The organism is Collinsella tanakaei YIT 12063 (assembly GCF_000225705.1).
GTDB lineage: Bacteria > Actinomycetota > Coriobacteriia > Coriobacteriales > Coriobacteriaceae > Collinsella > Collinsella tanakaei.
Genome location: NZ_JH126473.1, coordinates 107,088 through 120,648, shown reverse-complemented (window position 1 = coordinate 120,648; position 13,561 = coordinate 107,088). Strand labels below are relative to the sequence as shown.

Below are 13,561 nucleotides of genomic sequence, written 5' to 3'. Positions count from 1 at the left end.
GGCCTTGCCGCATGCGTAAAAAGCTCGACGACATCCTGCCGCTTCTCATGGTCCTCGCGGGGCTGGCCATCCTGCTGTATCCCACGGTGAGCAACTTTTTGGTCGAGCGCAACTCGAGCCGCGCGATCGCTAGCTACGACCAAGCGGTGGAAGACCTGAGCGAAGAAGAGTACGCCCAGATGCTCGCCGATGCCCGCGCATATAACCAGGGCCTGGCCGCGTTGGCGGGGGTGCAGACGGATGATTCGTCCGAAAGCGCCCCTGCCGACGCCGAGTCGCTCCAGGCGGCGTACGACGACCTGCTTAACCTCAACGGCGACGGCATGATGGGATACCTCAGCATCCCTCGTCTGGATGTGAACATGCCCATCTACCATACGGTCGAGGAGCCGGTGCTGCAGGTTGGCGCCGGGCACATGCCGGAGACGTCTTTGCCGGTGAGCGCGCCGTCGGTGCATTCCGTGCTGTCCGGACACCGCGGCCTGCCTTCCGCAAAGCTGTTTACCGATCTGGACAAGATGGAGGTGGGCGACCATTTCTTCATCCGCGTCCTTGGCGAGACGTTCGCCTACCAGGTCGACTCGATCGAGACCGTGCTGCCGAATGAGACCGAGAGCCTGGCGATTCGCGCGGGCGAGGATCTGTGCACGTTGGTGACGTGCACGCCGTACGGCATCAACTCGCATAGGCTGCTGGTGCATGCCCATGGCATTCCGTATACGGAGGAGATGGAGCAGGAGGCCGAGGTTGAGGGCAACCCCATCAACCTGTCGCTGCCCCATGTGCTGCTCATCGCCGCGATGATCGTGGTCGCCATCGCGCTGGGCGTGTTGGTGCTGCGCGGGGACGCCCGTGCCGACGCTGAGCGGGCGCACTCTGGCGCGCATTCTAGGATTGAGGGAAATGATAAGGGGGATTGCCGTAGTGGCGGATCGCACTTTAGATAGCGGGCGCGTTGCACGTGTTGCACGTATTCGCAATCGGGTTCGCGCGGTTGCCGGCGTAGCTTTGGCATGCGGCGTCGCGTTGGGCGCCCCCGGTTTCTTTTCCGCGTGGTCCGCGGGTCCTATCGCGCCCCTTGAGGTCGCTGCCGCCGAGGCCGCTTCCACATGCTCGGGATCCATAGTGGTGAAGGCACATCATCAGGTGGGCGGCAAAGAGGTGGCGCTCGCGGGCGATACCTATTCGCTCGCCCTGGTCGCAACGGGTAGCGTGAAGGGCTCGACTGCCAAATTCTCCACTGTGAAGGAGTTCGAGGCGTACGCCTGCGACTGGTCCTCGCTCGATGCGGCGGGACTGCGATCGAAGGCCAAGGAGATGGACGCCTTCGCGCGTGAGAACGGGCTGTTCGCCGCCGGCGCCGCCGTTACGGACGGCGACGGCGTGGCCGGGTTTGGGAGCGTGCGCTGCGGGGTGTACCTGCTGGCTCGCACGGCGAGCGCCCCCGAAAACGAGCGGGTTCTGATCGACCCGGTGCTGGTGCTGGTCCCGTACGGCGTCGACGGCGAGCTGCATTTTGGTGTTGAGGTGACTCCCAAGAGCGAGGATCCCAGCAAGCCGATAGATCCGGAGGATCCCGACGGTCCGGATGAGCCCGTAGACCCAGAGGATCCCGACAAGCCGGTTGACCCCGAGGACCCCGACGGTCCGGACAACCCGGATGGTCCCGATGAGCCGGCAGAACCCGACGGTCCCGTCAAGCCGGATAACCCCTTGGACGATTGGCTCGAGGAGAACGGCCTGCCCCAGACCGGCGACGTTCAGTTCCAGGTCGCGGCGGTTCTTTTAGTGGCGGGTGTAACCATGTTGGTGACGTCGGGGCTGCTGAAACGCCGGGGAGCCGGGATGGCGACAGAATCGATTGAACGAGAAATGGCGAATGATTTAATCGAGCAGAACGTTGCTGACTCTCAGCGTTGCAAAGATGCTATTGAAAACCGGGAATGCCAAGATCGCGATATTCCAGCTTGCAAGATCGATGAGGATGAAGCGGCTGTTCAAGACGATAAGGGAGGAGGTCTCACGTCTGGCGAACAATGCCCGGCGGAAGACCCTGAGGAGAATGATTGTCCAGATGTATAGGATGCAACGATGAAGAAGTTTTTTGCATTTCTCACCGTGCTGTCGATGCTGCTGTCTGCGGCGGCTGTTGCTGTAGCGGCTACAGGAGAGTCTGTTTCGCAGGGCTCGATCCGCAGTGCAGCCATTGTCGAGCTTAGTGCTCCCGCCGAGGTTTATCAGGGTAGGGACGTCTCTTCCTCGATCGTTTTAAAGTTTTCGTTGGAGGGGGAAACAGGAGTTCCTCTTGCTCCCGGTGACAGCATATCTTTGAGCACTAATATAGGTGAGTTGTTCTCTTCTACGAACGAGAGCGGGTCGTGGCCGCTAGGACCGTACGAGGTAAAAGACCAAGACGGCAACGTTGCCGTGTCAGTTAGCATTTTTGAGGACAGACTGTCATTTACCCTGCTAGATGGAGTGTCGGATACAGTAGAGAAAATCGAAGGCGAGCTTAATCTTTTCTTGCTAAAGGCGAAAAATGTAGGCGCCGCTATAGGGAAGCCTGTAGAAAAGGAGCTTAAAGCGGGCGATAAGAGTTGCGCCATCTTATTTAAGGAACCGGTTCCATCTTCCACGGAGGGATCTGTAGATATTGATACGTCGTGGAAAAACGGTTGGAGCATTGTTAATAAACAAGATGGCACCAAGCCGGGGGCGACGATTTCTATCGAGGTTAATCCTATTGGTTCCATGGATCTCTATGGTTACACTGGTCCCGATGATGATCGAGTGCCGAAAGCTTACGATCAATTTCTAATTAGCGACGCCATTCCCGAAAAAGGGTTTGTAGATATTGGAACGGTGCAGATCTATGCAGCGATTCCTACGCTTGCCCAGGCTGCTAAGGACATGACGTTCAATACCTGGTACCAGGTGAAACAGGGCGAGTACTATGCTCAACGCTATGGAACGCAGCGCTTTCTTCTCAACAGTGACGGCGGGAAGATGACAAGGCTTGTGCAGAATGACGGCGAAACCCTGGATCAGTTTAAGGCCAGGGTGTCGGAGAAGGCTTTGCAATGGGGCGTCTACTGCGATAGCGAGATGAACGAGACGTTCTTTTGCAATTTTGGAGGTATAGGAAAGAAGGACGACAACAACGGCATCTACTATAAATATTACTGGTACGGAAAGAATTACATAGATGCCGGCTATGGAAGCATCTTTGGTGATGAAGGCCCAACGGGCGGAAATATCGTCAGCTACTACATTGAGTTCAACACCTACTATCCAGACATTGATGGCACTAAAGATGTTACGAATTATGGAAAGAGGGAGTGCCTGATTTCTGGCGATTCGGCGGTGAAAGAGGGCGGCAACAGCGCAACCTATCAAATCGCGAATGGTCAAAATCCTGGCGTAGCAAGGAAGAATAGCCTTTCGTTCAGGCTCGTTGATGACGAGGATAGGAGTATGCCGCTTGCCGGCGGTGTCTTTGAGTTAGAAGAGCTTAAAGACGGCGAGTGGGTTTCGACGGGTTTCAATATAACGACTGATGAGAATGGAAAGGGGCGCTTCGCTCCTTTTAAGCCGGGTACATACAGGATTCGGCAGACAACCTGGCTGGATGGTTACGATGTGACTGTTAGCAAGTTTGAGCCGGCAACGTCTATTGGCAACCAGCTTGATGAGCACGGTGTATTTGTTGTCACAGGAAACGAGCAACTGGGCTTTTCGGTGCTAGTGACAAATGTCAAGCAGCCTGATCCGGGTCCCGGTCCGGACCCCGATCCAGAACCAGCACCCGATCCCAATCCGGCTCCCGACCCGGATCCAGAACCGGCGCCCGACCCCGATCCCGAGCCGGCTCCCGATCCCGACCCAGAACCGGCGCCCGACCCCGATCCCGAGCCGACGCCCGACCCGGATCCCAGCCCAGACCCGAATCCCGACACTGATTCGGATGACGGAGCGGACTCCGCGCCAGATTCCAATCCGCCATCTGATGGAAATGGGTCCAATGAACAATCCGATGGTGATGATTCTGGTGTAAGCGATGCGCCGTCAGGGCTTCCACAGACGGGTGACATAAATTGGACTGTGTGCGCTGCTGGAGTCGTGCTGCTGGGTGCGGCGTTATTAGCCACGGGTGTATACATATCACATCAAAATCGCGTTCGTCAGTGAGATGGACGATAGAAGTTTTGAAATTGAACCTCATAGTTTCGATTGAAGAGCGGTTCGTGTGCGAGTGCATGCGGACCGCTTATTTTGTGCCCGTCTGCATGCTTGGCGCATGAGCGTAGTTCCGGATGGTTCACAATGCATGCAAAGAGAGTTCTCGTCCACATATACATGGGGAGGCGTGTTGTGAGAAGCGATAGGGATTTGCAGCGCGAGCTGGAGCGCATCGACCGTAGGGGCTACCCGGCGTACAAGGATCTGCGCGGACAGTACGACTTTGGCGACTTTGTTTTGTCTATTGACCACGTGCAGGGCGACCCGTTCGCCTCGCCGTCTAGCGTGAGCGTGAACGTGCACAACGAGGTTTTGCATATTCCCGCGGGGTTGTGGGACAAGGCGCATAAGCGCACGGCGCTTGAGGACGTGCTGTTGCGTCGCTTCTCGCGCGCTCTCGCTGGGTGCAGCATGTGTGCGGGCGGCTCGGGCAAAAGCGGCGTGCTGGCGACCACGTGTCCCGGGCAGGAGGTGCTGGCGCGTTCCGCCTGCGAGGTGGACGGCGGATCGGTGACGTTTCGCTTTGAGGCGGGGTTGCCGGCGCACGGTCGCACGGTTGACGGCCGCGCCGCCGCGAAGATGCTTCTTGATTTTGTGCCCCAATGCGTGGAGCGTACGCTGTTTGTGGACGATGGCCTGCTTGACCAGGCATGGGCGGCGGTTGACCTAGCGGACGATCAGCACGCCGCGCGCGAGCAGATGGAAGCTGCCGACCTGGTGGCCTTTGTTGCCGACGGCTCGATCTTGCCGCGCGAGAGCGGGGTTTCCCAGAGGCCGCTTGAAAGCGCGCTTGCCTTTGAGGCTCCCGCGGAGCAGCGCGTTGTTTTGGATCTGCCGCACCGCGGCAAGGTCGCCGGCATGGGCATCAAGCGCGGCGTGACCTTGATTGTGGGCGGCGGCTACCACGGCAAGTCGACGCTTTTGCGCGCATTGCAAGACGGCGTGTACAACCATGTTGCGGGCGACGGGCGCGAGCTTGTGCTGACGGACGCGACCGCGGAGAAGCTGCGCGCGGAGGACGGGCGCGCGGTGAGCGGCGTGGACATCTCGCTGTTCATTCGCGACTTGCCGGACGGGCGCGATACCTCCCGGTTCTCGACCGTGGACGCTAGCGGATCGACTTCGCAGGCAGCGGCGACCGTTGAGGCATACGAGGCCGGCGCGCGTGCGCTGCTGATCGACGAGGATACCTCCGCTACCAACTTTATGGTTCGCGACGCGCTGATGGAGGCCGTGGTGGCGCGCGAGTTCGAGCCCATCACGCCGTTTGTGGAGCGCGTGCGCGACCTGTGGGAGCGTGCGGGCGTGAGCAGCATTATCGTGGCGGGCAGCTCGGGCGCGTACTTCTCGGTGGCAGATGTGGTGCTGCAGATGGATCGCTATCGCGTTCACGACATTACGGCACACGCGCGTGCCGTTTGCGCGGAGCTGGCTGCGCCCGCAACGCCGCGCGCCGCGAGGTTCGCCTTGCCTGCAGGTAACAGGGCGATCGCGGTGTCGCCCGTTGCTCCGGGGACGGATAGCGCAAGGGGCGACCGGGGTGGACGCGACGATCGCGGCGGACGCGGTGCCCGTGGTGGTTTTGGCGGACGAGGAGCCGGGCGCGGTGCGCGCGACAATCGCATCAAGGTGCGGACCTGCGGCTGCGAGGAGCTGCAGGTGGGGCAGGGGAGCGCCGACGTGCGTCTGGTGGAGCAGCTTGTGGACCCCTGCCAGGCCCGCGCGTTGGCGCAGCTGGTCCGCATTGGCGCGCAGGCGGGAATCCTCGTCCAGGGAAAGCCGGTCGCTAAAGCCGTCGACGAGTTGATGGCGCTGCTTGATCGCGAGGGTTGGCGCGCGCTCGCGGAGCACGACTACGTTGCGTGCGGCCTGGCCCTTCCTCGTCCACAAGAACTCGCTGCGGTGCTGAACCGCTGGCGTGCTTGACGAGCGTGGAGATCGAGGGGCACGCGGGCCGGCGCCGGTGTGCCCGGAGCATGCTTGGTCAATGCGCTTGTTGTGATTCTTGAACGTGGGCGGCGGGGCTTTGGGTACACTGGACTGCGCCCGTTGCACCCTATTTGATTGCGAGGGACTTATGAATGAAGACGATCCCGTACTTGTCGAGGAGCAAGCGCACCTGGACGAGCTCTATAAGCAGCTGCTTGGCTTTCGCGACGACCTGACGCACCAGCTCGAGCACGACCACAAGCAGGCCGCTGCCGACCTGGTCACCATGAGCGAGGAGATTCGCCCCGACTTTGGCGGAGCGGACGAGACCATGGAGACCCTGGCCGCCATCGAGACCCTGAACGCGGTTATCGACGCCTACAACCAGTACCATGACTTTAGCGTGGACCGTCTGCGCAAGGTGCTGCTGCTTCTCCGCCAGCCCTATTTCGCCAAGGTCCGCCTGAAGATGCGCCCCGATCGCCCGGCGCGCGACGTCTACATCGGCGCCGCGGGTATTACGGACGACCGTCACACGCCGCTGGTGGTCGACTGGCGCAACCCCATCGCGGAGACGTATTACAACCAGGAGAACGGCCAGACCAGCTATACCGTCAACGGCCGTTTGAAGACGGTGGAGCTGGAGCTGCGCCGCCAGTTCGATATCGAGCGCGACCAGCTGCACGCTTACTTCGACACTACGGTCGCCATCGAGGATTCGCTGCTGCTGAACGCCCTGCGCAAGCACCATTCCGAGAAGCTGCAGGCTATCACCGCGACCATCCAGCGCGAGCAGAACGAGGTGGTTCGCCATGCGGACGTCCCCGTCATGCTGGTCAACGGCATCGCGGGCTCCGGTAAGACCTCGGTCATGCTGCAGCGCATCGCCTATTTGCTGTACCACAACCATGAGACGCTCAACGCAAACCAGGTGTATCTCTTTAGCCCCAACGAGGTATTCGAGCGATATATCGACGGCGTCCTGCCCTCTATGGGCGAGGCCAACCCGCGCCTGTACACCTGGCGAGATTTTGTCGAGGAGCAGGGGGCGGGCAACCGCGACGACGGCTCCAAAACGCCCGCGTCCTCGCTCAAGCGCCTGGAGGACGAGATCGGCAGCCTGGTCATCACCACGGACGACCTGCGCGCCATCACCATGGACGATGTCACGCTGTTGTCCGCCGGGCAGATAGGCAGCGTGGTGGACAAGCACGCCAAGTGGGGCATCGGCCCGCGTTTTGTGGCCCTTACCTGCGACGAGCTGCGCGACCGCTTGGATCGCCGCCTTGCCGGCATGGCCCGCTCCGACGATTGGCAGGAGCGCGCCATGGGCCTGGACGTGGAGGCGCAGATCCAGATTCTGGGCTCTGTGATCGACACGTCCGATGAGGACGAGATCGCCCGCGTCACGCGTCGCTACCTGGATTATCTCTTTGCCGGCGCGGAGGCCGACATCGACCGTCTTACCTGGCTGCGCCTTGACCGCATAGGCATGCGCATGCTCGACCAGAAGACGCTGTCTGCCACCGAGCTTTTGTACCTGCGCCTGCTGATCTGCGGCCGCGGTACGTCGGACGCCCGCTACGTCATGATCGACGAGGTGCAGGATTATTCCGCGGCGCAGCTGATGGTCCTCTCCAAATTCTTCGGCAGCGCGCATTTCTTGCTGCTGGGCGACCAGAACCAGGCGATTCGCGAGGGCACGGCGAGCTTTGACGAGATCCGCTCGATCTTCGAGGCGACCCACGGCCAGGTTGACGTGTGCCGCCTGCTGACCAGCTACCGTTCGAGCCCCGAGGTCACGGCGGTCTTTAGCCGTTTGGTCCACATGGGCGACGACATCAAGCTCGCCAGCGTGCGCCGTGCGGGCCTGGAGCCGCGCCGCGGGGCCTTTGAGGCCGATGGGGAGCTCGCCGCCGCGCTGCGCGAGGTCGTCGCCGCGGCGCGCGCCGAGGCGGAGGGTGACCAGGCGGGGCTTACCGCCATCGTCGCCAACGATGCCAAGGCCGCCTATCGTATCGCCAAGCTGCTGGACAACGACGTGCCGGTGCTGAAGAAGAACCAGTCGCTCCCGGCGAGCGGCGTGGTGATTGTGACGCTGGTCATGGCGAAGGGTCTGGAGTTCGACCACGTGGTCATTCCCGATGCGGACGCGACGACGTATCCGGATACGCCCCTGGCCCGCCGTCAACTCTATACCGCCGTCTCCCGTGCGATGCACCAGGTGACGCTGTTCTCCTGCGGCGAGATGTCGAGCCTTCTTTCCTAGCCTTTGGTCCATACCGCTGTATGCAAGGTCCGGTGAGCGCCGCTGCGTTTGCCGGACCTTTCTTATTGCGGACGAGGGGGCTGCAGCGAGCAATCGTTTTGCATGAATAAAATCGTGAAGAATGAAGTGGATCCTGAATAATGTAACCAGTTGGTTGCGAACCGTCAGACCAAGTGCCAGCTGCAGCAAACACTCTGATACACTAAAGCGCGTTGGTTACAGAAAGGACGCCCATGGATCGCAGCATGCACACGGCATTGCATCTACTAGGCCTAGCGCTACTCAGCAAGGATACGCGCTAGGGTCCTTTCCGCACACTGAAACGTTTGGCACCCACACGCGTATCCGTATCTGTCTAGCAGGTCGTTGGCGCGTATGGGTGCTTTTTCATCTCGCTTGGGCGAGTTTTCCGGCAAAGTCGGCCGCCAGCCCTCCTGCTATGACGCACGTCAGCCCGTCGGCAAGTACCAGGAGGAACCATGAGCCGCAAGATCGCCATCTTCGATACCACCCTGCGCGACGGCGAGCAGTCGCCCGGCGCCAGCATGAACACCGAGGAAAAACTCATCATAGCCCGCCAGCTGGTGCGCATGAAGGTCGACGTCATCGAGGCGGGCTTTCCCATTTCCAGTCCGGGCGACTTCAAGAGCGTCCAGGAGATCGGTCGCATCGCCGGCGACGCCTGCACCGTCTGCGGCCTCACCCGCGCGGTCGATCGCGATATCGAGGTCGCGGCAGAGGCGCTGCGCACGGCAAAGTGCCCGCGTATCCACACGGGTCTGGGCGTGTCCCCCAGCCATCTGCGCGACAAGCTCCGCATGACCGAGGAACAGGCAATCGCGCGCGCCATCCATGCGGTGAAGTACGCTCGCAATTTTGTGGACGATGTCGAGTTCTACGCAGAGGACGCCGGCCGCTCCGACCAGGAGTTCCTGGTCCGCATCATCCAAGCGGCCGTTAAGGCGGGCGCCACCGTGGTCAACATTCCAGACACCACCGGTTACAACATGCCGTGGGACTTCGGCGCGCGCATCCGCGACCTGCGCGAGCGCGTCGACGGAATCGAGGACGTCACCATTTCCGTCCACACCCATAACGACCTCGGCATGGCGACGGCCCTCGCCCTCGAGAGCGTCCGCAACGGAGCCACTCAGATCGAGTGCACCATCAACGGCCTGGGCGAGCGCGCTGGCAATACCTCGCTCGAAGAGGTCGTCATGGCGATTCACATGCACGAGGAGGCGCTCGACGCCCACACCGACATCGTGACCACCGAGCTTACCCGTGCCAGCAAGCTGGTGAGTTCCATCACCGGCATCAACGTCCAGCCCAACAAGGCCATCGTGGGCGCCAACGCCTTCGCACACAGCTCCGGCATCCACCAGGACGGCGTCCTCAAGGCGCGCGACACCTACGAGATCATCGACCCCGCAGACGTGGGCGCCGGCGGTTCGCAGATCATCCTGTCCGCCCGCTCCGGCCACGCGGCGCTCCGCCACCGTATGGGCGAGCTGGGCTATGCCTTCAACGACGAGGAGTTCGAGACCATCTACCAGTCCTTCTTGGAGGTCGCGGACAAGAAGAAGGAAGTCTACGACGAGGATCTGGAGTCCATAGTTCACGAGCGCGAGCGCGTGAGCGCGGCCATCTGGACGCTGGGAGCGGTTCAGGTCTCCTGCGGCTTCCCGCTCACGCCCACGGCCACGCTGACGCTTTTGGACGAGGAGGGCGCCGAGCACAAGGTCTGCGCGTTTGGCACCGGCCCCATCGACGCCGTCTACAAAGCCGTCAACCAGGTGGTCTCCGTTGACAACGACCTGTCCGAGTTCGCCATCCAGGCCGTTACCCGCGGCATCGACGCCCTGGGCGAGGTGACGGTGCGCGTGACCGCGGCGGACGGCGAGGTCTACACGGGCCGTGGCTCTGACGGCGACATCGTGGTGAGCTCCACCAAGGCATACCTCAATGCCCTCAACCGCCTGATCTCACACCAGCGCGAGCGCGCTGCAGATAACGCCGCCGCCACCGCTGACGCACAGTAGCGAGCCGCAGAAAGGAATTCCCATGACCAGACCCATGACCGTAGCCGAGAAGATCTTGGCGGCACATGCCGGCTTGGACGAGGTGCGACCCGGACAGCTGGTCGAGTGCGACCTCGACATAGTCCTCGCGAACGATATCACCGCGCCCATCGCCATCGATGTATTCCGCGAGCTGGGCGCCCAGCGCGTATTCGATCGCGATCGCGTCTGCCTGGTGCCCGACCACTACGCGCCCAACAAGGACATCAAGAGCGCCGAGCAGACCAAGAAGATGCGCGATTTTGCCCATGAGCAGAAGATCACCCACTACTGGGAACAGGGCTGCGCCGGCATCGAGCACGCGCTGCTGCCCGAGACCGGTACCGTGGTGCCCGGCGACCTCATCATCGGCGCGGACTCCCACACCTGCACCTACGGCGCGCTGGGTGCCTTTTCCACGGGCGCGGGCTCCACGGACGCGGGCGTGGGCCTGGCGACCGGTCGCGCGTGGTTCAAGGTACCGCCCACCATTCGCTTCGAGATCGATGGCGAGCTGCCCGCCGGCGCCAGCGCCAAGGACATCATCCTGCACATCATCGGTCTCATCGGGGTCGACGGAGCGCTGTACCAGGTCATGGAGTTCGCCGGTTCCACCATCGAGGCGCTCTCCATGGAGGGCCGCATGACCATCTCCAACATGGCGATCGAGGCGGGCGGCAAGGCCGGCATCATCGAGGTGGACGATGTCGCGCGCGCCTGGCTGGACGGCCGCTGCCAGCGCGAGTACGTCGAATACCATGCGGACGCGGATGCCGAGTACGCCCGCGTCGTCCACATCGACGCCGCGGATATCAAGCCCTGCGTTTCCTGGCCGCACCTGCCCAGCAACACCCATCCGGTGGAGGAGAGCCGCCATATCTCCATCGACCAGGCGGTCATCGGCAGCTGCACCAACGGCCGCATCGAGGACATGCGCGCCGCGGCCCAGATCATGCGCGGTCGCAGCGTGGCGCCGGGCGTGCGCTGCATCGTGATCCCCGCGACCCAGGCCGTGTTCAAGCAGTGCATGGCCGAGGGCCTGGCAGATACCTTCATCGATGCCGGTTGCGTGTTCTCCACCCCCACCTGCGGTCCGTGCTTGGGCGGCTACATGGGCATTCTCGCCGCGGGCGAGCGCTGCGTGTCCACCACCAACCGCAATTTCGTGGGTCGCATGGGAGACACAACCAGCGAGGTCTACCTGGCAAGCCCCGCCGTCGCCGCGGCCTCTGCCGTCGCCGGACACATCGCCCTGCCCGCAGACCTGCCCGCGATCGAGAACAACTAAAGGAGAGCAGCCATGAAATTCAGCGGAACCGTTTTTCGCTACGGACGAGACGTCGACACGGACGTCATCATCCCCGCGCGCTACCTCAATAGCTCGGACCACGCGCATCTGGCGGCGCACGCCATGGAAGATATCGACCCTGCGTTCGCTACCACCGTCAAGCCCGGCGACATCATCGTGGCGGACGAGAACTTCGGCTGCGGCTCGTCGCGAGAGCACGCGCCGGTCGCTATCAAGGCCGCGGGCGTGTCCTGCGTGATCGCCAAGAGCTTCGCGCGCATCTTCTACCGCAATGCCATCAACGTGGGGCTGCCCATCCTGGAGTGCCCCGCCGCGGTCGATGCGATCGCTGCCGGCGATACCGTCGACGTCGACACCGAGGACGGCTCGATCGTAAACCGGCGCACCGGCGAGCGCTTTACGGCAGAGCCCTTCCCGCCGTTTATCGCAGAGATTATCGAGGCGGGCGGCCTGGTGGAGCGCACGCGCGCCAAGCTCGCCGCCGCCGACGCCCGCACGGCTTTGGGGGAGTAGCCCGTGGCCTCGATTCCCAACCCCTATGCATCTGGTCCCAGCTCGAGTTCTTGGAGTTGCAACGTGAAGAAGACCTATACCATCTGCTGCCTGCCCGGAGACGGCATTGGCCCGGAGATCATGGCCGAGGGCAAGAAGGTGCTCGCCGCGGTGGGCGCGCGCTTCGGCGTGGATTTCTCCTGCGACGACGCGCTCATCGGCGGCGCCGCAATCGACGCGTGCGGAGATCCGCTGCCGGCGGCCACCCTTGAGGCGGCCCGCGCCTCGGACGCCGTGCTGCTGGCTGCCGTGGGCGGTCCCAAGTGGGATGCCACCGAGCCCGGCGCGCCCCGCCCGGAGCAGGGCCTGCTCGGCATCCGTAAAGAGCTGGGGCTGTATACCAACCTGCGCCCGGTGCAGGTGTTCGCCCCGCTTGCCGGCGCCTCCACGCTGCGTCCGGAGGTTATCGACGGCGTCGATATGATGATCGTGCGCGAGCTCACGGGCGGTCTGTACTTTGGCCGCCGCGAGCGCTTCTACAATGAGGAGGGCGCGGGCGCGAACGGCACTTCCGGCCAGCGCGCCTACGACACCTTGGAGTATCGCGAGTTCGAGGTCGAGCGCATCGCCCGCCAGGCCTTCGAGGCCGCGCGCAAGCGCCGTGGCCGCGTGGCCAGCGTCGACAAGGCCAACGTGCTCGAGACCAGCCGCATGTGGCGCGAGGTGGTCCATCGCGTGCATGACGCCGAGTACGCCGATATCGAGCTTGAGGACGTTCTGGTAGATAACGCCGCCATGCAGCTCATCAGCCGCCCCGCGGAGTTCGACGTGGTGGTGACCGAGAACATGTTCGGCGATATCCTGTCCGATGAGGCCGCGCAGCTCACCGGGTCGCTGGGCATGCTCGCCAGCGCCAGCCTGGGCGACGGCGTGGCACTTTACGAGCCCAGCCACGGCAGCGCGCCGGATATCGCGGGCCGCGGCATCGCCAATCCCCTGGCGCAGATCCTCTCCGTCGAGATGATGCTGCGCTGCAGCTTCAACATGGACGACGCTGCGGACGCGGTCCGTGCGGCCGTGGTCGCCGTTTTGGACGATGGCCTGCGCACGGGCGACATTGTTGACGGCAAGACCCCGCGGGACAAGGTCCTGGGCACCGACGCTATGGGCACTGCGGTGGCGCAACGCATCTAGTACATGGCGGCGCCCGCGCGAAGCACCGTATAATCGACGCGGGACCGGTTGCGTGCCGGTCCCGCGTTT

9 protein-coding genes are annotated in these 13,561 nt (G+C 62.7%); all 9 read left to right on the top strand.

Annotation, left to right across the window (positions count from 1 at the left end; translation table 11 throughout):
- The first annotated feature begins 11 nt into the window (after positions 1-11).
- The 9 genes from HMPREF9452_RS09785 to leuB all read left to right on the top strand — a co-directional run bounded on the left by HMPREF9452_RS09785 (position 12) and on the right by leuB (position 13,492).
- Positions 12-947, top strand: a complete 936-nt coding sequence (locus HMPREF9452_RS09785) for a class C sortase (protein ID WP_009141981.1) — start codon at positions 12-14, stop codon at positions 945-947.
- Positions 925-2,082, top strand: coding sequence for an LPXTG cell wall anchor domain-containing protein (locus tag HMPREF9452_RS12220; protein ID WP_050797664.1), 1,158 nt, complete (start codon positions 925-927; stop codon positions 2,080-2,082). Before HMPREF9452_RS09785 ends, HMPREF9452_RS12220 begins: the two co-directional genes overlap by 23 nt.
- Positions 2,083-2,091: 9 nt before the next feature.
- Complete coding sequence (locus tag HMPREF9452_RS11865) at positions 2,092-4,188, top strand: MSCRAMM family protein (RefSeq protein WP_009141979.1); 2,097 nt, start codon at positions 2,092-2,094, stop codon at positions 4,186-4,188.
- A gap of 183 nt (positions 4,189-4,371) precedes the next feature.
- Positions 4,372-6,165, top strand: coding sequence for an ABC-ATPase domain-containing protein (locus tag HMPREF9452_RS09765; protein WP_009141978.1), 1,794 nt, complete (start codon positions 4,372-4,374; stop codon positions 6,163-6,165).
- Between the two features lie 151 nt (positions 6,166-6,316).
- Positions 6,317-8,437, top strand: coding sequence for a HelD family protein (locus HMPREF9452_RS09760; RefSeq protein ID WP_009141977.1), 2,121 nt, complete (start codon positions 6,317-6,319; stop codon positions 8,435-8,437).
- A gap of 479 nt (positions 8,438-8,916) precedes the next feature.
- Positions 8,917-10,479: a 2-isopropylmalate synthase gene (locus HMPREF9452_RS09755; RefSeq protein ID WP_009141975.1), complete on the top strand. Its 1,563-nt coding sequence runs from the start codon at positions 8,917-8,919 to the stop codon at positions 10,477-10,479.
- Positions 10,480-10,501: 22 nt separating this feature from the next.
- On the top strand, positions 10,502-11,785 hold the full coding sequence (gene leuC / locus HMPREF9452_RS09750) for a 3-isopropylmalate dehydratase large subunit (protein WP_009141974.1): 1,284 nt from the start codon (positions 10,502-10,504) through the stop codon (positions 11,783-11,785).
- A gap of 12 nt (positions 11,786-11,797) precedes the next feature.
- Complete coding sequence (locus tag HMPREF9452_RS09745; protein ID WP_009141973.1) at positions 11,798-12,319, top strand: 3-isopropylmalate dehydratase small subunit; 522 nt, start codon at positions 11,798-11,800, stop codon at positions 12,317-12,319.
- 63 nt (positions 12,320-12,382) lie between these two features.
- On the top strand, positions 12,383-13,492 hold the full coding sequence (gene leuB, locus HMPREF9452_RS09740; protein WP_009141972.1) for a 3-isopropylmalate dehydrogenase: 1,110 nt from the start codon (positions 12,383-12,385) through the stop codon (positions 13,490-13,492).
- Positions 13,493-13,561: the final 69 nt, after the last annotated feature.

Excerpts from the sequence above, each read along its gene's own strand:
- HMPREF9452_RS09785 (WP_009141981.1), top strand. The coding sequence starts at position 12 with ATGCGTAAAAAGCTCGACGACATCCTGCCGCTTCTCATGGTCCTCGCG.
- HMPREF9452_RS11865 (WP_009141979.1), top strand. The coding sequence starts at position 2,092 with ATGAAGAAGTTTTTTGCATTTCTCACCGTGCTGTCGATGCTGCTGTCT.
- HMPREF9452_RS09760 (WP_009141977.1), top strand. The coding sequence starts at position 6,317 with ATGAATGAAGACGATCCCGTACTTGTCGAGGAGCAAGCGCACCTGGAC.
- HMPREF9452_RS09755 (WP_009141975.1), top strand. The coding sequence starts at position 8,917 with ATGAGCCGCAAGATCGCCATCTTCGATACCACCCTGCGCGACGGCGAG.
- leuC (WP_009141974.1), top strand. The coding sequence starts at position 10,502 with ATGACCAGACCCATGACCGTAGCCGAGAAGATCTTGGCGGCACATGCC.
- HMPREF9452_RS09745 (WP_009141973.1), top strand. The coding sequence starts at position 11,798 with ATGAAATTCAGCGGAACCGTTTTTCGCTACGGACGAGACGTCGACACG.